At 72.2% G+C, this 19,643-nt stretch carries 20 protein-coding genes and 1 pseudogene; 12 read left to right on the forward strand and 9 right to left on the reverse strand.

Annotated elements, in window-relative coordinates; all coding sequences use genetic code 11:
• Positions 1-191: 191 nt before the first annotated feature.
• Complete coding sequence (locus ABZ854_RS28540) at positions 192-1,475, forward strand: DUF6777 domain-containing protein (protein WP_361216113.1); 1,284 nt, start codon at positions 192-194, stop codon at positions 1,473-1,475.
• Positions 1,476-1,608: 133 nt separating this feature from the next.
• Positions 1,609-2,085 (forward strand): ATP-binding protein, encoded by a 477-nt coding sequence (locus tag ABZ854_RS28545; protein ID WP_361216116.1) that lies wholly within the window; start codon positions 1,609-1,611, stop codon positions 2,083-2,085.
• Between the two features lie 73 nt (positions 2,086-2,158).
• On the opposite strand, the gene ABZ854_RS28550 is transcribed toward ABZ854_RS28545, so the two are convergent.
• Positions 2,159-3,046, reverse strand: coding sequence for an RNA polymerase sigma factor SigF (locus ABZ854_RS28550; protein WP_361216167.1), 888 nt, complete (start codon positions 3,044-3,046; stop codon positions 2,159-2,161).
• 288 nt (positions 3,047-3,334) lie between these two features.
• Here ABZ854_RS28550 and ABZ854_RS28555 point away from each other — a divergent pair, with 288 nt between their 5' ends.
• Together ABZ854_RS28555 and ABZ854_RS28560 are read left to right on the forward strand one after the other, a co-directional pair.
• Positions 3,335-3,676, forward strand: a complete 342-nt coding sequence (locus tag ABZ854_RS28555) for a helix-turn-helix transcriptional regulator (RefSeq protein ID WP_361216170.1) — start codon at positions 3,335-3,337, stop codon at positions 3,674-3,676.
• A 109-nt stretch (positions 3,677-3,785) separates the two neighbouring features.
• Complete coding sequence (locus ABZ854_RS28560; RefSeq protein ID WP_361216119.1) at positions 3,786-4,268, forward strand: VOC family protein; 483 nt, start codon at positions 3,786-3,788, stop codon at positions 4,266-4,268.
• Between the two features lie 76 nt (positions 4,269-4,344).
• Here the strand turns inward: ABZ854_RS28560 and ABZ854_RS28565 are convergent, their stop codons facing one another.
• Genes ABZ854_RS28565 through ABZ854_RS28575 form a run of 3 tightly spaced genes read right to left on the reverse strand, consistent with a single transcriptional unit; the run spans position 4,345 to position 7,769 of the window.
• Positions 4,345-5,220, reverse strand: coding sequence for a geranyl diphosphate 2-C-methyltransferase (locus tag ABZ854_RS28565; protein WP_361216122.1), 876 nt, complete (start codon positions 5,218-5,220; stop codon positions 4,345-4,347).
• A 49-nt stretch (positions 5,221-5,269) separates the two neighbouring features.
• Positions 5,270-6,310, reverse strand: coding sequence for a family 2 encapsulin nanocompartment cargo protein terpene cyclase (locus ABZ854_RS28570; RefSeq protein ID WP_361216124.1), 1,041 nt, complete (start codon positions 6,308-6,310; stop codon positions 5,270-5,272).
• Positions 6,311-6,326: 16 nt separating this feature from the next.
• Positions 6,327-7,769, reverse strand: a complete 1,443-nt coding sequence (locus ABZ854_RS28575) for a family 2B encapsulin nanocompartment shell protein (protein ID WP_361216127.1) — start codon at positions 7,767-7,769, stop codon at positions 6,327-6,329.
• Positions 7,770-8,138: 369 nt separating this feature from the next.
• Between ABZ854_RS28575 and ABZ854_RS28580 the strand changes: the two genes are divergently transcribed.
• Together ABZ854_RS28580 and ABZ854_RS28585 are read left to right on the forward strand one after the other, a co-directional pair.
• Positions 8,139-8,933, forward strand: coding sequence for a VOC family protein (locus ABZ854_RS28580; protein ID WP_361216130.1), 795 nt, complete (start codon positions 8,139-8,141; stop codon positions 8,931-8,933).
• Between the two features lie 34 nt (positions 8,934-8,967).
• A complete protein-coding gene (locus ABZ854_RS28585) occupies positions 8,968-9,672 on the forward strand; it encodes a ribonuclease H (protein WP_361216133.1) in 705 nt (234 codons plus the stop codon).
• 14 nt (positions 9,673-9,686) lie between these two features.
• Here the strand turns inward: ABZ854_RS28585 and ABZ854_RS28590 are convergent, their stop codons facing one another.
• The gene (locus ABZ854_RS28590) at positions 9,687-10,511 is read right to left on the reverse strand and encodes a tyrosinase family protein (RefSeq protein WP_361216136.1); all 825 of its coding nucleotides are present in this window, start codon (positions 10,509-10,511) and stop codon (positions 9,687-9,689) included.
• Between the two features lie 57 nt (positions 10,512-10,568).
• Positions 10,569-10,961: a tyrosinase cofactor gene (locus ABZ854_RS28595; RefSeq protein ID WP_361216139.1), complete on the reverse strand. Its 393-nt coding sequence runs from the start codon at positions 10,959-10,961 to the stop codon at positions 10,569-10,571.
• A gap of 353 nt (positions 10,962-11,314) precedes the next feature.
• On the opposite strand from ABZ854_RS28595, the gene ABZ854_RS28600 reads away from it, so the two are divergent.
• From ABZ854_RS28600 to ABZ854_RS28610, 3 genes are all read left to right on the forward strand, one after another.
• Positions 11,315-12,520 carry an FAD-dependent monooxygenase gene (locus ABZ854_RS28600; RefSeq protein WP_361216142.1) on the forward strand — a complete coding sequence of 402 codons (1,206 nt, stop codon included), beginning with the start codon at positions 11,315-11,317 and terminating at the stop codon, positions 12,518-12,520.
• Between the two features lie 110 nt (positions 12,521-12,630).
• Complete coding sequence (locus tag ABZ854_RS28605; RefSeq protein ID WP_361216144.1) at positions 12,631-14,115, forward strand: MFS transporter; 1,485 nt, start codon at positions 12,631-12,633, stop codon at positions 14,113-14,115.
• Positions 14,112-14,714 carry a TetR family transcriptional regulator gene (locus tag ABZ854_RS28610; protein ID WP_361216146.1) on the forward strand — a complete coding sequence of 201 codons (603 nt, stop codon included), beginning with the start codon at positions 14,112-14,114 and terminating at the stop codon, positions 14,712-14,714. Before ABZ854_RS28605 ends, ABZ854_RS28610 begins: the two co-directional genes overlap by 4 nt.
• Before the next feature lie 15 nt (positions 14,715-14,729).
• Here ABZ854_RS28610 and ABZ854_RS28615 read toward each other — a convergent pair whose 3' ends face one another.
• The gene (locus tag ABZ854_RS28615) at positions 14,730-15,629 is read right to left on the reverse strand and encodes a LysR family transcriptional regulator (RefSeq protein ID WP_361216149.1); all 900 of its coding nucleotides are present in this window, start codon (positions 15,627-15,629) and stop codon (positions 14,730-14,732) included.
• Positions 15,630-15,796: 167 nt separating this feature from the next.
• Here ABZ854_RS28615 and ABZ854_RS28620 point away from each other — a divergent pair, with 167 nt between their 5' ends.
• The 3 genes from ABZ854_RS28620 to ABZ854_RS28630 all read left to right on the forward strand — a co-directional run bounded on the left by ABZ854_RS28620 (position 15,797) and on the right by ABZ854_RS28630 (position 18,327).
• Entirely contained in the window at positions 15,797-16,696 is a 900-nt protein-coding gene (locus ABZ854_RS28620; protein WP_361216152.1) for an SDR family oxidoreductase, read from the forward strand.
• A gap of 113 nt (positions 16,697-16,809) precedes the next feature.
• Positions 16,810-17,787, forward strand: a complete 978-nt coding sequence (locus ABZ854_RS28625; protein ID WP_361216155.1) for an aldo/keto reductase — start codon at positions 16,810-16,812, stop codon at positions 17,785-17,787.
• A 48-nt stretch (positions 17,788-17,835) separates the two neighbouring features.
• Positions 17,836-18,327, forward strand: a complete 492-nt coding sequence (locus ABZ854_RS28630; RefSeq protein ID WP_361216158.1) for a DUF6328 family protein — start codon at positions 17,836-17,838, stop codon at positions 18,325-18,327.
• Positions 18,328-18,346: 19 nt separating this feature from the next.
• Here ABZ854_RS28630 and ABZ854_RS28635 read toward each other — a convergent pair whose 3' ends face one another.
• Both ABZ854_RS28635 and ABZ854_RS28640 read right to left on the reverse strand, forming a co-directional pair.
• Positions 18,347-18,772, reverse strand: coding sequence for an SsgA family sporulation/cell division regulator (locus ABZ854_RS28635; protein ID WP_361216161.1), 426 nt, complete (start codon positions 18,770-18,772; stop codon positions 18,347-18,349).
• 74 nt (positions 18,773-18,846) lie between these two features.
• Positions 18,847-19,551 (reverse strand): annotated as a pseudogene (locus tag ABZ854_RS28640) (TIGR03557 family F420-dependent LLM class oxidoreductase); the annotation flags it as partial.
• Between the last annotated feature and the right edge of the window lie 92 nt (positions 19,552-19,643).

The following is a 19,643-nucleotide window of genomic DNA, read 5'->3' on the forward strand; positions in this document are numbered from 1 at the left end:
CGGTTGGAGGGCTCACGCTGCCACGCTAAGCAGCGACCCGGCGCCCCGCCCGCCGGGTGGGCCGTCCGCGTCGGCTTGCGAGCGCACCGGAACCGGAGCACACAATGGGCTGATTGTGCATAAGTGCGGCATAGCGGATTAATTGTGATGTTCGTGAGAAAAGCCGCATACAGCGACGGGAAGAAGTGCTCGTGAGCGTCGAACCTCCGTCTTCCGGCCGCCCCACCGGCCCACCCTCCGGCCCCCTGTCGGGCGGCAACCGGCCACCTCCCGCCGGGCCGCCGCCTCAGTCGCCCGGCGGCAGCTCCATGGCCGGCGGCCCCGAGCCGCACCGGCCGTGGTGGAGGTCCGTGCCGCGAATCGCCGCCGTCACCGCTGCCGTGGTCGCGGCCGTCGTCCTCGCGGTGGTCTTCACCCGTCCGGACGGCGGGTCCTCGGCCAAGGGCGGCGAGGTGTTCCTGCAGTCCGCCGCCAAGACCGGCCCCGACCCCTACACGGAGTCGACCGCGAAGGACAGCTCCGTCCCGCCGCCGCCCACGTCCGGGGAGTCCTCGTCCGCCCCGGCCAACGCGGTGCGCGGCGTGGACGGTGGCGCCCCCGGCCTCTACGGCGGCACCCAGAACAGTTCCAGCTGCGACGTCGAGAAAATGATCAAGGACTTCCAGGCCGACCCGGCCAAGAACAAGTCGTTCGCCTCGGTGGCCGGCGTCCAGCCCTCCGGCGTCCCCGCCTACCTCCGCTCGCTCACCCCGGTACAGCTGCGCGTGGACACCCGTGTCACCAACCACGGCTACCGCAACGGCGCAGCCACCAGCTACCAGGCCGTCCTCCAGGCGGGCACCGCCGTCCTCGTCGACGGACACGGGGTCCCCCGGGTCCGCTGCGCCTGCGGCAACCCGCTGACCCCGCCGGTCGCCCTGAAGACCACGCCCAAGCCGACCGGGGACCACTGGGCCTCGTACCGGCCCTCGAACGTCGTCGTGGTCACCCCCGCGCCGCAGATCATCAAGGTCTTCGTGATCTACGATCCCGGTCACCACTCCTGGTTCCACCGGCACCGGGGCGACCACGGGCGCCACGACCAGCACGTCAAGCCGCCGAAGGTCCCGCTCTACCCCTGGAACCCGCCGGGCCACCCCGGCTGCGCCAGCCCGGGGACGACCGGGAAGCCGGGCTCCTCGCCGATGCCGTGCCCGCTGTCCAGCAGCCCGTCGGCGTCGTCCTCCTCCCCGTCGTCCGAGTCTTCTTCGGCCTCGTCCGAGTCCTCCTCGTCCGAGTCGTCCTCCTCCTCGTCGGAGTCGTCCGGGTCGAGCACGCCGCCGTCCGAGTCGTCGAAGTCCCAGGCGCCCACGTCCGAGACCCCGACCTCGGCGTCACCGTCGTCCAGTTCCCCGACCTCCTCCGGGCCGCCGTCGTCCTCCCCGGCTCCCGGGACGAGCAGCCAGACGACGACGTCCGGGTCCTCGGGGTCGTAGGGACCGCCGCCCACGGTGGTGTGAGCCGTCGCACGCCGTGGGCGAACACGCGTGGGGACTGCGCGGCCCGGCTCGGGGTACGAGGACTGGTGCAACAGCCACCGGCCGGACCGGGCTTCCGAGAGAGAAACGCATGACCGACGACGTGAGCGGGGCAGTGATACCGACTGGCTTCGACATACCCGTGGAACCGCTGCGCCGCGCGACGCACTACACCGGGGAGCCCGGCTGCATCGCCGAGGCGCGGGCCTTCGCCGCACAGTTCCTGGAGCAGCTGAGGACCGAGTGGTGCGCCGCCGTCGACGGCCGCACCGACGGGGAGGTGCAACTGGTGGTCAGTGAGCTGGTCACCAACGCGGACCGGCACAGCAACGGCCCGTACATCCTGGAGCTGGAGGGCTCGGACAGCGCGGTCGTCGTCGGCGTCTACGACAGCAGCGCCGCGCTGCCGTACCTGTACCCGAAGGACCCCGAGCGCATCGGCCGGCACGGTCTGGAGATCGTGCACGCGATCGCCGCGGAGGTCACGGTCGAGCGCGTGCCGGTCGGCAAGCGCGTCCGGGCCCGCGTCCGCCTGAGGCCGGACGCGGGCCCGGACGCGACGGGCTGATACGTCGAGCTGAGACGACGGGCACGACGGCCTGAACCAGGCGCGCGCCCCGCCCGGTGCCGGACGCCCGGCGTCAGGCGCAGCCGAGTTCGCCCAGCATGCCCTGCCGCAGCCGGGTGATGATCCGCTTGATCAGCCGGGAGACGTGCATCTGGGAGCAGCCGAGCTGTTCCCCGATCTCCGCCTGCGTGGCCTCCTCGACGAAGCGCATGTGGATGATCTGCCGGTCGCGTTCGCTGAGCCCGGCCATCAGCGGGGCCAGCGCGTGGAAGTCCTCCACGAGCCGCAGCCCCTCCTCCTCCACACCGATGAAGTCCGCGAGGACAGCCTCGCCGTCCTCGGACCCGTCACCGGTGAGTGCGGCGTCCAGGGAGGCGGAGTTGTACCCGTTCGAGGCGAGCTGGGCCTCGACCACCTCGTCCACCGAGATGTTCATCAGCGTGGCCAGTTCCTTGACCGTGGGGTTCCGGTCCAGCCTGCTGGACAGCTCCTCGCGGGCCCGGGCCAGCTCCACCCGCAGTTCCTGCAGCCGCCGGGGGACGTGCACGGCCCACGTGGTGTCGCGGAAGAACCGCTTGATCTCACCGACGATGTACGGCACGGCGAAGGAGGTGAACTCCACCTCCCGCGACAGCTCGAACCGGTCGATGGCCTTGATCAGGCCGATCATGCCGGTCTGGACGATGTCCTCCATGTCGTCGCCGCGGCCCCGGAACCGTCCGGCCGCGAACCGGACCAGGGACATGTTCATCTCGATGAGGGTGTTGCGCGCGTACTGGTACTCGTGCGTGCCCTCCTCCACCTCGGTCAGCCGGCGGAAGAACTGGCGGGACAGCTCCCGTGCGTCACGCGGGGCGACGGAGGCGGGGTCGGCGATGCCGGGCAGGGGCGCCCCGCCCGTCGCGTCCTCCGCGGTCTTGTCGACGACATCTGCTTCCGACCGGATCCCGGCGGTGTTCATTACCTCTCCCACGAAAGTCACGGTTCGACAGCGGGCCTCGCGGCCCCTTCGTCCGACCCTCCTGACCGGATTGCACGTGTGGCCGCGTGTACCCGGATCTCAGCGGTTCATGCATGTGTGCTGAGTCGTACACGGGGCGGGTACCCCCGGTGACCCCACGCATGCGCCCGCCGTCCGGGCCTGGCCGGAATACGCCGCTCCACGGTGATTCCACCGAGAGCGGAACGCCACGCGGCGCCCGCGCCGTCCGGGCGCCCCTAGGGTGAGGGCGTGAGCGACGAAGCGCGAGTGATCCCCCTGCGGCCGGTGACCGCCCCTGAGAGGGAGCCCGGAGCGCGGGGCGAGCCCCTGTGGCGCGATCTGGTCGGTGAGGTCCTGCGCCGCGAACGCCGGGCCCAGGAGCGGACCCTCAAGGAGGTCGCCGACGAGGCCCGGATCTCCCTGCCCTACCTGTCCGAGATCGAGCGCGGCCGCAAGGAGGCCTCCTCGGAGGTCCTGGCCGCCGCGGCGCTCGCCCTCGGCCTCGGGCTCGGCGACCTGCTGTCCCGCGCCCAGGGCGAGCTGGCCCGGCGGGCACGCCGGACCGCCGTGCCCCGCAGGCCGTACGACGGGCTGTGCATGGCCGCCTGACCGACGGCCCGGACCGTGGGGCCGTCCGGATTGTTTTCCGGGCGCCGATGAGTTCCGCGGCGCGGACCGGTCGATACAGGTGACCAGGTTCCACGCCCAGGAGGTACTCATGACCACCGACGGATTCACCACGTGTCTCTGGTTCGACGGCAAGGCGGAGGAGGCCGCGCATTTCTACGTGTCGGTCTTCAAGAACTCGAGCGTCGGCCACGTCACCCACTACACCGACGCCGGCCCCGGCACGCCCGGTGACGTGCTCACCGTGGAGTTCACCGCGAACGGCCAGAGGTTCCTCGCGCTGAACGGAGGCCCGCAGTTCACCTTCAGCGAGGCGGTCTCCTTCCAGATCATCTGCGAGGACCAGGAGGAGGTCGACCACTACTGGGCCAAGCTCACCGAGAACGGCGGCGAGGGCGGCCCGTGCGGCTGGCTCAAGGACCGGTACGGGCTGTCCTGGCAGGTCGTACCCCGGCGGCTGACGGAGATGGTGGCCGACCCGGACCAGGAGAAGGCGTCCCGCACCATGAGCGTCATGATGGGCATGGGCAAGCTCGACATCGCCGCGCTGGAGAAGGCGTACCGGGGCGAGTAGCCCGGCACGGGCGGCGGCCGCGCCGGGCCCCGGATCAGGTCCGGCGCCCGGCGCGGCCGCCATGGCCCAGGGGGCGTCAGACCCGGTCGGCCGCGATCAGCAGGTATTGGAAGCTGCCGTTGCGGTAGGCGTCGAGGAAGGTGTCCTCGACGCCGGTGACCAGGTGGTCGGCCTCCTTGCGCAGTTCCCAGTACGGGATCGTCGCGGCGGTCAGGTCCTCGACGTGGACCGGGACGAGACGGTTGCGGGCCATCGCCCGGAAGTACTCCGAGCGCGGGTGGATGTCGCAGATGTAGTGGGCGTTGATCAGCGAGACCTCGCGGGACGCCCGGCCGTAGGTGTCGTTGTAGCAGCCGGTGATCACCACGTACCGGCCGCCCCGGCGCAGCAGCCGGGCGTGCTCGGCGAACAGCAGGTCCAGCTCGACGTACATGGTGGACTCGTTGTTCCAGGAGGCCGCGTACGCGCCCGTCTCGAACCCGGTGTCGAGCATGTTGCGGTGGTGGTAGCGCACCCGGTCGTCGATGCCCCGCCCGCGGGCCTGCTCGTTGGCGAACCCGGCCTGCTTCGCGGAGATCGTGACCCCGTCGGCGTGGCAGCCGTACCGCAGGTGGGCCACGACGCTGCCGCCGCCGCGCCCGCACCCGGCGTCGAAGACCCGGTCGGTGGGGGAGAGCGGTCCGAGCCGGCCGGCGAGCAGTTCGGCCTGGGCCTGCTCCAGACGGTGCAGCTCGGCGGTGACGAGCTGCCGGCGCCGCTCCGGGTCGGCCTCCTCCAGCATCGACCGGTCGGCCTCACCGACGCCGTAGTGATGGTGGTACAGGTCGTCGATCCTGCCGAGCTCGAGGTTGACCGGGTTCTCCTCGGCGTTCCAGTAGTCCGCGACGCGGGTCTGGTACGTGGACTGGGCGGGGATCGGCGCCGGCGTCGTCCGGGTGGGGGCGGTGGTCAACGGTGGTTCCTCCTGGCGTGTATGACGGCATTTCATGGGCGTGACGGCTTCACCAGTAGTCGGGCAGGTGGTAGCGGTGGGTGTTGGTGGCGTGCCACTCGTGGTTGCCGGAGACCCAGGCGGCGAGCCCCTGGGCGTAGCGCTCCACGAGGGGTGAGGTCGCAGACAGCAGGGCCGCCTCCTCCTCGAAGGCCTCCATGATCCGGTTGTGGATCTCGACGGATCTCAGATAGGCGGCCTTGAGCCCGCAGCGGTCGTTGGCGGCGACGACCTGCGGGAGATTGAGGTGGGCCGGGTCGTTGGCCAGCTCCTTGGTGAAGGAGTACAGGTCGTTGACGATGGTCGTGGCGTTGCAGGCCAGCGCGGTGATCCGCTGGATCTCGGGGCGGGCGTAGACCTGCTCGGGCAGTTCGTATCCGTCCACCGCGTCGACGATCGACAGGCAGGGCCGGAAGTTGTTGAACTGCCGCATCACCAGGTACTCCCACACCTGGGGCCGGTGCCGGGTCTCGGACCAGGCGGCCTCGGCGAGGTACCCGAGGTGCAGCCGTGCCACGTCGTGCACGAACCGGTCGGTCTGGCTGGGCGTGGCGAGGACGGCGAAGTCGTTCAGCGCGAAGTGGTAGGAGCGCAGCGGACCGTCGGCCCGCATGCCGTGCCGCCACTCCTCCTCCAGCTCCGGGATGCCGTGGTACGGGTCGAGGGCGGACTGGGCGAGGATCAGCCGCCCGCCGAGGCCCCGCGCGGAGCCGCCGCGGTCCTCGCAGTAGCAGTCGTCGACGATGTTCTCGGCGAGCAGCAGCTTGCCGGCGACCGTGAGGCGTTCCAGGTCGGCGGCCCCCGGGTGCTGGAGCACCACGGCCCGGCCGAACTGGAAGCCGGTGAAGTCGCCCAGCCAGGCCGCCGGGAACAGGTCGAGCCGGCGGGCCCAGTCCTCCACCCTGCGGTCGACCTCGGCGACCTTCTCGGGATCGGCGGGCACGGCCGGCCGGTAGAGCAGGCCGGGGATCGCCCCGGTGCGCCGGGCCCGAAGGCTGTGCGCCAGGTTCGGGGGGCCGGGCAGACGGTAGGCGGCGGTGGATGCGTTCATGACGTGCTCCGGGCCCTCACTCGGCCGTCCGGCCGATCTGGACGTTCTCCAGGATTCCCGCCGCGTCAGGCACGAGGATCGCCAGCGAGTAGTAGGCCGTGACGAGGTAGTTGATGATCGCGGCGGAGTCGATGCCCATGAACCGGACGTTCAGTCCGGGCTGGTGCTCCTCCGGGATGCCGGTCTGGTAGAGGCCGACGACGCCCTGGTCGGCCTCGCCGGTGCGCAGCGCGATGATGCTGCTGGTGTGGTCGCCGGCGACCGGGATCTTGCTGCACGGGAAGATCGGCACACCGCGCCAGGCGGGCACCTCGTGCCCGTCGACGCTGGCGGTGCCGGGCACCAGGCCGCGCCGGTTGCACTGCCGGAAGAAGGCCGCGATCGCCTTCGGATGGGCGAGGAACACCCGGGTCTTGCGGCGCATCGACAGCAGTTCGTCCATGTCGTCCGGGGTGGGCGGGCCGGTGAAGGTGCTGATCCGCTGCCCGTGGTCCACGTTGTGCAGCAGCCCGAACTCCCGGTTGTTGACCAGTTCCCACTCCTGGCGCTCGCGGATCTCCTCGATGGTCAGGCGCAGCTGCTGGGCGGTCTGGTCCATCGGGTCGTTGTAGAGGTCGGCGACGCGGGTGTGGACGCGCAGCACGGTCTGGGTGAGGGACAACTCGTACTCGCGCGGGGCGAGTTCGTAGTCGACGAAGCCGCCGGGCAGGGTCTGCTCTCCGACGTGGCCGGCCTGCACGGGAACGTCGGCCTCGCCCTTGCGGTTCATCGGCAGGCGCTGCCGCTCCACGTACGCCTGAAGGTGCGCCGCGAGCGAGGGCACCCGGTCGGTGAACTCCTGGACCACGCCCCAGGGCAGCGCGAGCACCACGCAGGCGGTCTCGGCCCGGACCGAGGTCAGCCACAGCGGGTCGGTCTGGCCGACCGCCTCGTCGCCCATCTGGTCGCCGTCGGAGACGACCCCGATGATCTCCTCGTCGCCGTACTTGCCGCTGGTGAACCGGGTGAACCGGCCGTGCACGACCAGATACGCCTCCGTGACGGGCTGGCCGGCCTCGAACAGCACCTGTCCGGCGCGGATCTCCCGGGGCCGGAACCGGCCGGCGATCTCCCGCAGCACCTCCAGGTCGTCGTAGCCGCGCAGGATCGTCAGCTCGGTCAGCGTCTCGGGGATGACCCGGATGTCGTCGGCGCCGTTCTGCTCGAAGTGCACCCGGCCGCGCCCGGTACGCAGCTGGAGGCGCCGGTTGACCCGGTAGGCGCCGCCCTTGACGTCCACCCACGGCAGCGTCTTCAGCAGCCATCGCGAGGTGATGGCCTGCATCTGGGGTTCGGACTTGGTCGTGGTGGTGAGCTGACGTGCCGCCCGTGTGCTGAGACTGGTGAGCGAGCCGTCGGCGGACGGGTCGGGGGCGGGTTCGTCGAGGGCGGAACCGGTGGCACTGTCCGGTGTGGACACATTCCCTCCTTCGGAGCGGTGAACGAACAGGGGGGACCCGGATCGATCGGTGGTGAGCGTGGTGGGGATGCGCTCGGACCCAAGCCAAACAGTCACGGGAGGCGCCTGGTACGGCGCGAAGGGGGCGGATCCGCCCCCCGGAGTCGTAAACAGGTCGGGCGAGGCGCGGCGCACGCGGCCGCACGCCCGGGCGCCGGTGCAGTGCTCTCGCGAGCGGGGACGATCAAGGGCGGGATGCGGTTGGATCATCGCGCGCGGGGGATCATGGGCGCCGTGCGTCCGCGGCGCCCGGTTCGGCGCGCGGGCCGGCGGCGGGGTGGCTAGCGTGAAGTCCGGGGACACATCCGGACCGAGCGAGAGGGCCCGACCATGGCCGTGCAACCCGAGGGAACGCCCTGCTGGGCCGATGCGATGTTCAGCGACGTCGAGGGAGCCAAGAGGTTCTACGGCGACGTCCTCGGCTGGACCTTCGGCGACTCGTCGTCGGAGTACGGGAACTACACGCAGGCCTACGCGAACGGCAAGGCGGTGGCCGCCGTGGTGCCGCCCATGCCCGGTCAGGAAGGCCAGTCGCAGTGGTGCCTGTACTTCGCCTCGCCGGACGCGGCGGCGACCGCCGACAAGGTCCGCGCCAACGGCGGCGAGGTGCTGATGGAGCCGATGCGGGTCGGTGACTTCGGCACCATGTGCCTGGCGCGCGAGCCCAGCGGCGCGGTGTTCGGCGTGTGGCAGGCGGGCGTGCACGAGGGCTTCGAGGCGACCGCGACCCCCGGCGCCTACTGCTGGGCGGAGGTGTTCACCCGCGAGCCCGAGAAGGCCGACGGCTTCCTGGCCGCCGTCTTCCCGTACCGGATGAAGGAGATCGAGGACGAGGCGGTCGACTTCCGGATGTTCGACATCGGCGAGGACACCGTCCTCGGCCGGATGCGGATGACCGACGACTTCCCGCCCGAGGTGCCCTCCTACATCAACGTCTACTTCACCGTGGACGACTGCGACGCCGCCGTCGCCCGCGCCGGCGAGCTGGGCGGCGTACTCCGCTTCGGCCCGATGAGCAGCCCCTTCGGGCGGTTCGCGGCGCTGAGCGACCCGCAGGGCGCCAACTTCTCGGTGATCGACATCACGACCACCGAGGGCGAGATGCCGAGGATCAAGGACGCCTGAGCCCGCCCGGACCGAGGGCCCGCGCGGTCATGGCATGATCGGGCGCATGCGTGAACGTGTGGTGGCCGCGTGCGACGGGGCTTCGAAGGGAAACCCCGGACCGGCCGGATGGGCATGGGTGGTCTCCGGCGACGACGAGCGGACCCCGGCCCGCTGGGAGGCCGGCCCGCTCGGCCGGGCCACGAACAACATCGCCGAGCTGACGGCGCTGGAGCAGCTGCTCAGCGCCGTCGACCCGGACGTGCAGCTGGAGATCCGGATGGACTCCCAGTACGCGATGAAGGCCGTCACCGCGTGGCTGCCCGGATGGAAGCGCAACGGCTGGAAGACCTCCGCCGGGAAGCCGGTCGCCAACCAGGACCTGGTGGTCCGCATCGACGCCCTTCTGGACGGCCGGTCCGTCGAGTTCCGCTACGTCCCCGCCCACCAGGTCGACGGCGACCCGCTGAACGACTTCGCCGACCGCGCCGCCAGCCGGGCCGCCACCATGCAGGAGGCGGCGGGCAGCGCGCTGGGCTCCCCGGAGCCGCCGGCCTCGCCCGACACCCCGGCCCGCTCGCCGCGCGCGAAGACCTCCCGCCGCGGTGGGACGGCCGGCGGGTCGGGCGGGTCGTCCCGCACCATCAAGGCCAAGTTCCCCGGCCGCTGCCTGTGCGGCCGGGGGTACGCGGCCGGCGAGTCCATCGCCAAGAACGCGCAGGGCTGGGGCCACCCGGAGTGCCGCGGCGCCGACGCCTGATCAGGTCGGCGGGATCACTCGTCGTCGAAGGTGTAGAACGCGGTGTGGTCCAGCAGATCCGCCGGGCGCACGTCGTTCCACGGCTTCATCGTCTCGTCCAGGTCGACGACGTCCGGCGTGCCCCCGGTCGGCACGTAGCCGGCGTCTGGGTGGCGGCGCCGCCACTCGGCCCACAGCTTGTCGACGAAGGCGTGGTGCAGCCAGAACACCGGGTCGTTGGGGGAGGCCCCGGTGGCCATCTGGCCGCCCACCCACACATGGACGCGGTTGTGCAGATTGACCCCGCGCCAGCCTTCCAGGTGGTTGCGGAAGCCGTCCGAGGCACTGTTGTACGGCGGCATGTCGTACGTCCGTATCGACAGAACCGACTCCACCTCCGCCCGCGTCGGCAGCTCGCGCACGCCCGCGCCGAGCGAACGGCGCAGGAACGTACGGCCGTCCACGCGCACGCTGACCGGCCAATTGCCGGCGGCCGCGGCGAACGGGCCGTCCATCACCCGGCCGTCCGAGGCGCGCCCGGTGCCGCCGAGGAAGTCCGGCGCCCACAGCGCGGCGCGCACCGTGCGGTCCGTGCTCCAGTCCCAGTAGGGCAGCGCGACGGCAGGGTCCACCGACTGCAGTGCCCGCTCGAAGTCGAGCAGGAATCTGCGGTGCCACGGCAGGAAGGACGGCGAGCGGTGGCCGGTGCGTTCACCGGAGTCGGTGTCGGCCATGATGAAGGCGTTGTGGGTGCGGACGAACGCGTCGTAGCGTCCGCTGCGCTTGAGTTCGAGGACGGCGCCGGTGAAGCGCCGTTTCTCGTCGGCGGTCAGGGCGGCCTGGTTCTTGCGTACGGTCATGGGTGCGGTGCTCCGGATCGTCCGTGCGATCGGCTGTGCGACGGCGGTCGGTGGTGGTCAGTTGGCGGGGAACGGCAGCAGGGCGGCGCCCCGCAGTTCGTCGACCGCGGCGCGGGCGGCGGCGAGCGGGGTCGGGACCGGGTCGTAGTGGCTGATGACGCTGATCCAGGTGCCGTCGGCGTTCCGCATCAGATGCAGCGGCACCCCGTCGACGAACACGGCGTAGCCGCCCCCGTGTTCGTGGTGGTGGCCGCTTCCGGCCGCCGGGCGGCCCTGTATCCGGCGGCCGTGGTAGACCTCGTCGAACGACTCCGGTGCGCTGTGCCGGTGTTCGGGTTCCTGGGGACGTGCGGCGGCGCGGGCGCCGGGTGCGAGCAGGGTGCCGGCTCCGGCCGCCGCGGCGAGGGCGGCGGCGGTGGAGAGGGCGCGGCGACGGGTGGGTCCGGGCATACGGGTCCTCCTGCGGGGGGTGTGGGAGTGGTGACTCCGCATGCCTACCGGGACGCTTCGCGGGGGAGGAAATCGCCCGGACCCGGTTGGTCTCGATCCGGACAATTAGCCACATGTCATACAGATTTGAACGAAGATGATCTTGCCCGCGCCGTGAGCCGGTGCCCACCGGAACGGGCAATTCCTTGCCGTGGCGCCCCACTTTCCGGCGATCCTTCGCGCCCGGCGCCCGCCCGGGTGACGCGGCTCACCGACCCGGATTGACGCGATCCGGAAGCCCGGCACCCCACCCCCGCTCCTGCTACTGTGCGATGCCGATCGACCACATCGGGTGACTGTCAGGGGTGTGCTGCGTGAAGGTCGTCTGTGCCGGAGGAGGGCCCGCGGGCCTGTACCTCGCGATCCTGCTCAAGCTGCAGGACCCGTCCCACGACATCACCGTCCACGAACGCAACCCCGAGGGGTCGACCTACGGCTGGGGGGTGACGTACTGGGGCGGACTCCTCGACCGGCTCCAGGCCCGCGACCCCGAGTCCGCGGCCGCGATCGAGGAGCACTCGGTGTGCTGGAGCGACGGCGTCGCCCACGTCCGCGAGCTGACCACCCGTCACCAGGGCGACGAGGGCTTCGGCATCGGCCGGCACCGCCTGCTGGACCTGCTCGCCACCCGGGCCCGCGCGCTGGGCGTACGGCTGGAGTACGAGAGCGAGCTGACCGAACCGCCCACCGACGCCGACCTCGTGGTCGCCGCCGACGGCGTGCACAGCCTGCTGCGCGGCCGGCACGCCGCCCACTTCGGCACCGACCTCGCCGCCGGCCGCAACCGCTACATCTGGCTCGGCACCACCAAGGTCTTCGACGCCTTCACCTTCGCCTTCGTCGAGACCCCGCACGGCTGGATCTGGGCCTACGGCTACGGCTACAGCGCCGAGCACAGCACCTGTGTCGTCGAATGCGCCCCCGAGACCTTCACCGGGCTCGGCCTGGACCGCGCGGACGAGGGCGAGCAACTCGCGCTGCTGGAGAAGCTCTTCGCCGGCGTCCTCGACGGCCACCGGCTGATCGGGCGCCCCTCGGCCGGCGGCACCGCGCCCTGGACGACCTTCCGCACCCTCACCAACCGCACCTGGCACCGCGGCAACCTGGTCCTGCTCGGCGACGCCGCCCACACCACCCACTACTCCATCGGCGCCGGCACCACCCTCGCCGTGGAGGACGCCATGTGCCTCGCCGACGCCCTGCGCGACCACACCGCCCTGCCCGACGCCCTCGCCGCCTACGAGCGGCGGCGCCGGTCCGACCTGCTCTCCGTGCAGAGCGCGGCCCGCTACAGCGCCCAGTGGTACGAGAACCTGCCCCGCTACATCCACCTCCCCCCGCACCGGATGTTCGCCCTCCTCGGTCAGCGCCACTCGCCGCTGCTGCCGTACGTGCCGCCCCAGCTGTACTACGGCCTCGACAAGGCGGTGGGGCGGCTGGAGGTGCTGCGCCGGCTCAAGCGGTGGGCCGGACCCAAGGCCGCGCGGGCCCTGCACGCCCGGTCGACGTCCGCCAAGTGACCGGCCGTCGCCCGTAGCCGGCGGCGCCGGGAAGCGTTGGTGAAAAGCCATTCACCCGATAAGGTGAATTGTTATTCACCTCGCACCCCGTGCCGTCCGCAGGAGCGCCGATGGACCACCCCGCCCCGATACCCCAGTCCCCGGCCGGCCCGTCCCGGCTGCGGGACCGGCTCACCATCCCGGTACTGGCATCGGGCGGCATCCTCATGGCCGTCATGCAGACCGTCGTCGTACCGCTCCTGCCGGACCTGCCCCGGCTCACCGGTTCGTCGGCCTCCGCCGTCTCCTGGACCGTCACCGCGACCCTGCTGTCCGGTGCCGTCCTCACCCCGGTCCTCGGCCGGGCCGGCGACATGTACGGCAAGCGGCGGGTGCTCACGGCGGCGCTCGCCCTGATGACCGTCGGCTCGGTGATGTGCGCGCTGTCCTCCGACATCGCCGTGATCATCACCGCCCGCGCGCTCCAGGGCGCAGCCGCCTCCGTCGTCCCGCTCGCCATCAGCATCCTGCGCGACGAACTGCCGCCCGAGCGCCGGGGCTCGGCGGTCGCCCTGATGAGCTCCACGGTCGGCATCGGCGCCGCCCTCGGCCTCCCCCTCGCCGCGCTGGTCGTGCAGTACGCCGACTGGCACACCATGTTCTGGCTCACCAGCGCCCTCGGCGCACTGGGCGTCGCGGCAACCTGGTGGGCGGTCAAGGAGTCCCCGGTACGCGAACCCGGCCGCTTCGACGTCCTCGGCGCCCTCGGCCTCACCGTCGCCCTCGTCAGTCTGCTGCTCGGCGTCTCCCAGGGCGGCCAGTGGGGCTGGACCAGCGCCCGCGTGCTCGGGCTGTTCGCCACCACCATGATCGTCATGGCCCTGTGGTGGTGGCAGCAGCTGCGGACCGAACGGCCCCTCGTCGACCTGCACCTCGTCACCCGCCCCCGGGTGGGCCTCTCCCACGTGGCCGCACTGCTCACCGGCTTCGCGTTCTACGCCAACTCCCTCGTCACGGCGCAACTCGTCCAGGCACCGAAGGCCACCGGATACGGCCTGGGCCTCTCCATCGTCGCCACCGGCCTGTGCCTGCTGCCCGGCGGCGTCACCATGCTCCTCTTCTCCCCCCTGTCCGCCCGCATCTCGGCCGCCCGCGGACCCAGGATCACCCTCGCCCTCGGCGCCGCCGTCATCGCCTGCGGCTACGTCGTCCGGATCGCCGACAGCCGCGACCTGTGGATGATCATCCTCGGCGCCACCGTGGTGTCCACCGGCACCACCCTCTGCTACTCGGCACTCCCCACCCTGATCCTGCGCGCCGTCCCGGCCGCGCAGACCGCCTCCGCCAACGGCGTCAACGTGCTCATGCGCACCATCGGCCAGGCCGTCTCCAGCGCCGCGGTCGCCGCCGTCCTCGTTCACCACAGCAGCCTCGTCGGGCGGATCCCGGTGCCCACCCTGCACGGCTACCTCATGGCGTTCGCCATGGCCGGCGCCGTCGCCCTCGCCGCCTGCGCGGCGGCCCTGACCATCCCCGGCGACGGCCCGGCCGGCGGCGTCCGCCGCGCCCGCGGCGCCTCCCGGGGCGCGCGCGACGGGGCGATGGAGGGAGCATGAGTGCCGTGAGCACTCCACCCGGCCCCGCGGCCACCGCCCCCGCCCGGCGCGACGCCGAGGCCAGCAAGGCGGCGATCCTCAAGGCGGCCCGCTACCTGCTGGCCCGGCACGCCCACGCCGACATCACCCTCAAGGCCGTCGCCGAGCGAGCCGGCGTCAGTCCGCCGCTGATCCTTAAGTACTTCGGCAACAAGGACGCCCTGTTCGCCTGCGTCATGTCCTTCGACACCGACGCCGACGACCTGCTGGACGCGCCGCTCGACGCCCTCGGCCGGCACATGGTCCGGCACGTCCTGGCCAGCCAGCGCGACCGCGGCGCCGACCCGCTGCTGCGCATCGCCTTCGCCCCGCTGCACGGCGAGCACGGCGACGTGCTGCGCGCCAACTTCCGCGCCCAGGTCACCGAACGCCTGGCCGCTCGCCTCACCGGCGCCGACGCGGGCCTGCGCGCCGAACTCGCCGTCGCCGGCCTCATCGGCCTGGGCGTGATGTACGGCATCGCCCGCGGCCCGCACCTGCACGGCACCGACGCGGACTCCGTCGCCGACCGCTACGGACCGGCCATCCAGGCGCAGTTGACACCACAGACCGGAGCGTAGGGCCTTCCGCCGGTCTCAGCCCCGCTCGCCCTGACCGGTGAGCAGGCCCTCCGCCGACGCGCGGAACGCCGCCACCAGCCGGCTGGTGTCGTCCGCCCGGGTGGCCAGCGCGACATGGCTCGGCTCGACGCCGTGCAGCGGGACCGCCACCAGGTCGGGACGGATCGCGATGCCGCACACACCGGGCGCAATGGCCAGGGTCTCCCCGGACGCGACGAGTTCGAACTTCTCCTCGAAGGCGCCGACGTACGGGCCGTCGGGCGCCGGACTGCCGTCGGGACGCGGGTCGACGCGCCAGAACGCGTCCCAGAGCGGATCCGTGACCCGGGGCAGGGGCTCGTCGGCGATGTCGTCCAGCGTGACCGACTCCTTGCCGGCCAGCCGGTGGTCCCGGGGGACGACCAGCACCCGCGGCTCGTCGTAGAGCACCGTGACGCGCAGCCCCTCGGTACGGAACGGCAGCCGGGCCACCAGCGCGTCCACCCGGTGCTCGACCAGGGCCTCCCGCGACTCCTGCCAGGGCACGTGCACCGACCGCACCTCGGCGTCCGGGAACCTGCGCCGCATGTCCCGGACGGCCGGAGTGACGTACAGCCCGCTGATGTACCCGACGGTCAGGAGGCTCGGCTCGGCCGCCGCCCGGGTCACCGCGGCCGCCTGCGCCGCGCTGCGCAGCAGCGCCTTGGCACGCGGCAGGAACACCTCGCCGGCCTCCGTCAGCCGGGTTCCGCGCGGTGTCCGGTCCAGCAGCCGCGCGCCGAGCTGCTGCTCCAGCCGCCTTACCTGACGGCTCAGCGACGGCTGGGTGAGGTGCAGCGCGGCGGCGGCACGGCCGAAGTGCCGGTGCTCGGCGACGACGGTGAAGTAGCGCACCAGCCGGAGATCGAACTCCGCGGTGGAGACTGAGTCGGGCATGCCCCGAGCGTAACGCCCAGGTATCACCCGCCACCCCTTCATATGCGCCTTGAACTGCTGTGATGCCTGAACCGTATTGCCCGATGCGCAACAGGCCTTGGACGGCGGGCCGCGTGCGGCCGAAGGATGGAAGCACACCCCTTCCACCGTTCGAGGAGCACCTCACCATGCGTGTTTTCGTCACCGGCGCCACCGGGTTCGTCGGGTCGGCCGTGGTCGCGGAACTGATCGGCGCCGGACACGAGGTCGTCGGCCTAGCCCGGTCGGACCGCGCCGCCGCCGCGCTGAGGGCCGCCGGGGCCGAGGCCCACCGGGGAAGCCTGGACGACCCCGGAGGGCTGGCCCGTGCGGCGGACGCCGCCGACGCGGTCGCCCATCTGGCCTTCGTCCACGACTTCACCGACATGCCCGCGGCCGGCGTCACCGACCTGCGGGCCGTCGAGGCCATCGGCACCGCCCTGGCCGGCTCCGGCCGCCCCTTCCTGGTCACCTCGGGCACGGCGATCTCCGCCCTGGGGCGCCTGATCACCGAGGCCGACGGGCCCGCGCCCGGCCTGCACCGGACCGCCTCGGAGCAGGCCACGACCGCCCTCGCCGAGCGCGGTGTGCGGGCGTCCGTGGTCCGCCTCGCCCCCTCCGTGCACGGCCGCGGCGACCACGCCTTCGTGCCCATGCTCATCGAGGTCGCCCGGAAGAAGGGCGTGTCGGCCTACATCGGGGACGGCGCGAACCGCTGGCCGGGCGTCCACCGTCGCGACGCCGCCCGCCTCTACCGGCTCGCCCTGGACGCCGCACCGGCCGGCGGCCGGCTGCACGCCACCGCCGAGGAGGGAGTACCGCTGCGGGACATCGCCGGGGTCATCGGCCGGCACCTCGGCGTGCCCGTCACCGGCCTCACCCCGCAGGAGGCCGAGGGCCACTTCGGCTGGCTCGCCCGGTTCGTGGCGGCCGACAACCCCACCTCCAGCGCGCTGACCCGCGAACTGCTCGGCTGGGAACCCCGCGAACCCGGACTCCTCGCGGACCTCGACGACGGCCACTACTTCGAGGACCGGGACGCCGCCTAGAACACTGGAGCACCGCCTGGAGGACCGGAGCACCGCCTGGACGGGACCCGGTCGGCAGACATTGCGGAGCGGCTCGTCCACGCGGGCCGCCCGCCGGATGTCAGACTGGCGCCATGGACGAACGCGGCATCGGCAGGTCGGGTCAGTGGGCCTCCGTCATCGGACTCGGCACCTGGCAGCTCGGCGCCGACTGGGGCGCCGTCGCAGACAAGGAGGCCGTCCTGGAGGCGGCGGCCGAGTCGGGCGTCACCTTCTTCGACACGGCCGACGTCTACGGCGACGGACGCAGCGAGGACACCATCGCCACGTTCCTGGCCACCCGGCCCGACCTGCACGTCCTGGTGGCCACCAAGATGGGCCGCCGGGTCGAGCAGATCCCGCAGAACTACGTCCTGGACAACTTCCGCGCCTGGAACGACCGGTCCCGCCGCAACCTCGGGGTGGACCGCCTGGACCTGGTGCAACTGCACTGCCCGCCCACCCCGGTGTACTCCTCCGACGAGGTGTTCGACGCCCTGGACACCCTGGTCGAGGAGGAGCGCGTCGCGGCGTACGGGGTGAGCGTGGAGACCTGTGCCGAGGCACTCGCCGCCATCGCCCGGCCGCACGTGGCGAGCGTGCAGATCATCCTGAACCCGTTCCGGATGAAACCCCTGTACGAGGTGCTGCCAGCCGCCCGGGAGGCCGGCGTCGGCATCATCGCGCGGGTCCCGCTCGCCTCCGGCCTGCTGTCCGGCAAGTACCGCAAGGACACGGTGTTCGCGCCCGACGACCACCGCACCTTCAACCGGCACGGCGAGGCCTTCGACCAGGGCGAGACGTTCGCCGGCGTCGACTACGAGACCGGGGTGGAGGCCGCCGCCGAGTTCGGCGCGCTCGCCCCCGAGGGCTACACGCCGGCCCAGCTGGCGCTGCGCTGGATCATCGAGCAGCCCGGTGTCACCACGGTCATCCCCGGCGCCCGCGACCCGGAGCAGGCCCGGGCCAACGCGCGCGCGGCCAAGCTGCCGCCGCTGCCCGAGGAGACGTTCACCGCGATCCGCGACCTGTACGACCGCCGGATCCGGGACCGGGTCGAACATCGCTGGTAGCGCCGCCACGCCCGTTTGAACGAACGGCCGCGCGGTTACACGCACCGCATGAGCCAGGAGGGCCGGCGCACGGGGCGTGACGAGACCGACGACGAACGGGCAGACCGGATGTGGGTCGAGCTCATCCAGGAGGTCCGGGTGGCCCAGACGGGCGTGCAGATCCTGTTCGGTTTCCTGCTGACCGTCGCCTTCCAGCCCAAGTACGCCGACCTGGTCCCCACCGACCAGGTCATCTACATCGTCACCGTCGTCCTCGGCGCCTGCGCGACCGGCGCCCTGATCGGCCCGGTGTCCCTGCACCGCCTGGTCTCCGGCAGGCGGGTCAAGCCGCAGGCGGTGCGGCTGGCGTCCCGGATGACGCTCGTCGGTCTGGCGCTCCTGCTCGCGACGATGACCTCGTCCCTGCTGCTCATCCTGCGTGTGGCCACCCACGGCTATGTGCCCTGGCTGGTCGTGGCCGTCGTAGCCTGGTACCTGACGTGCTGGTACATCCTGCCGCTGTGGGCCCGCCGCGCCTACTCCCGCGGATCCGGCGACTGAGCGTCCCGGCCGCGGGTGCTCAGCCCGTGGAGAGGATCTCCGCGAGGACGTCGTCGGCGCGGAACTCCTCCTGCCCGGGCGGCACCAGCTCATGGGTGTCGCGCAGGAACGCGGCGACCGCGGGCGCCCACGCGGACACAAGGGCCCGCTGCCGGCCGCCGTCCGGCCGGACGTCCCCGAGGAACTCCATGCGCAGCTCCCGCCACATCCCCACGGAGACGGGACGCAGCCGGACGTCCCCGACCCCGACCGCCCGGTGCAGGCCGTCGGAGAGCATCTCCCGGTCGAGCCGCCAGCGGGCCAGTGCCTGACCGTCGTAGGCGAACACGGCGGTGACGGCGAACGGGTCGTCGGCGTCGTAGCTGAGGTGGGCGAGCACCGAACACCGGTCGGTGCCCCCCGCCCGCAGCTGCACCACCAAGGTCTTGTGCACGAACGCGTTCACACGAGGGCCTTTCGAGAAAGCGGCGTAGGTCTCCCGAGTACCCCCGCCGGGCGAATGATGCTCCGCCGTCCGGGTCAGCCGAAGGCCTCGCGGAGCGCGGGCAGCAGGGTCTTCGCCGACCAGTCCAGGTACTCCGGCTGGCTGTCGCCGCCGATCTGCACCAGGGCGATCTCCCCGAACCCCGCCTCGGCATAGGGCCGTACGGCCTCGACGAAGGCGTCCGGGTCGTCACCGCACGGGATCGAGGAGGCGACGTCGTCGGTGGTGACGAACTGGGTGGCGGCCTCGAAGGAGTCGGGGTGGGGCAGTTCGGCGTTGACCTTCCAGCCGAGCCCGAACCAGCGGAACTGGGCGTGGGCCCGCTTGACGGCGGTGTCCCGGTCCGGGTCGTAGCACACCGGCAGCTGTCCCACCCGGGGCTTGCCCGTGCCGCCGTGCCGGTCGAACGCCTCCAGGAGTCCCGCCTTGGGCTCCGTGGCGATCACCAGGTCCGCCTTCCGCCCGGCGAGGGCGCAGGACTGCTCGCCGGAGACGGCGATGCCGATCGGCGGGGGCACGTCCGGCAGGTCCCACAGCCGGGCCGAGTCCACGTCGAAGTGGGCGCCGTGGTGCGTCACATGACCGCCCTCGAACAGCGCGCGGATGATCCGCACCGCCTCGTCCAGCATCTCGTGCCGCACGTCCACCGGCGGCCAGCCGCCGCCCACCACGTGCTCGTTCAGGTTCTCCCCGGCGCCCAGCCCGAGCCGGAACCTGCCCTCGGAGAGCAGTTGCAGTGACCTGCCCCACGGTTTGGGTTCCAGCTGCGGTGGCTAACTGGCAGCGTGGATGGTGTCTTGTGCGGAGAGTAGTTCGTACTCGACGGGAGTGC

The organism is Streptomyces sp. NPDC047028 (genome assembly GCF_040644095.1).
GTDB lineage: Bacteria > Actinomycetota > Actinomycetes > Streptomycetales > Streptomycetaceae > Streptomyces.

Excerpts from the sequence above, each read along its gene's own strand:
- ABZ854_RS28545 (WP_361216116.1), top strand. The coding sequence starts at position 1,609 with ATGACCGACGACGTGAGCGGGGCAGTGATACCGACTGGCTTCGACATA.
- ABZ854_RS28550 (WP_361216167.1), bottom strand. The coding sequence starts at position 3,046 with ATGAACACCGCCGGGATCCGGTCGGAAGCAGATGTCGTCGACAAGACC.
- ABZ854_RS28560 (WP_361216119.1), top strand. The coding sequence starts at position 3,786 with ATGACCACCGACGGATTCACCACGTGTCTCTGGTTCGACGGCAAGGCG.
- ABZ854_RS28570 (WP_361216124.1), bottom strand. The coding sequence starts at position 6,310 with ATGAACGCATCCACCGCCGCCTACCGTCTGCCCGGCCCCCCGAACCTG.
- ABZ854_RS28580 (WP_361216130.1), top strand. The coding sequence starts at position 8,139 with ATGGCCGTGCAACCCGAGGGAACGCCCTGCTGGGCCGATGCGATGTTC.
- ABZ854_RS28585 (WP_361216133.1), top strand. The coding sequence starts at position 8,968 with ATGATCGGGCGCATGCGTGAACGTGTGGTGGCCGCGTGCGACGGGGCT.
- ABZ854_RS28590 (WP_361216136.1), bottom strand. The coding sequence starts at position 10,511 with ATGACCGTACGCAAGAACCAGGCCGCCCTGACCGCCGACGAGAAACGG.
- ABZ854_RS28595 (WP_361216139.1), bottom strand. The coding sequence starts at position 10,961 with ATGCCCGGACCCACCCGTCGCCGCGCCCTCTCCACCGCCGCCGCCCTC.
- ABZ854_RS28605 (WP_361216144.1), top strand. The coding sequence starts at position 12,631 with ATGGACCACCCCGCCCCGATACCCCAGTCCCCGGCCGGCCCGTCCCGG.
- ABZ854_RS28610 (WP_361216146.1), top strand. The coding sequence starts at position 14,112 with ATGAGTGCCGTGAGCACTCCACCCGGCCCCGCGGCCACCGCCCCCGCC.
- ABZ854_RS28615 (WP_361216149.1), bottom strand. The coding sequence starts at position 15,629 with ATGCCCGACTCAGTCTCCACCGCGGAGTTCGATCTCCGGCTGGTGCGC.
- ABZ854_RS28620 (WP_361216152.1), top strand. The coding sequence starts at position 15,797 with ATGCGTGTTTTCGTCACCGGCGCCACCGGGTTCGTCGGGTCGGCCGTG.
- ABZ854_RS28625 (WP_361216155.1), top strand. The coding sequence starts at position 16,810 with ATGGACGAACGCGGCATCGGCAGGTCGGGTCAGTGGGCCTCCGTCATC.
- ABZ854_RS28630 (WP_361216158.1), top strand. The coding sequence starts at position 17,836 with ATGAGCCAGGAGGGCCGGCGCACGGGGCGTGACGAGACCGACGACGAA.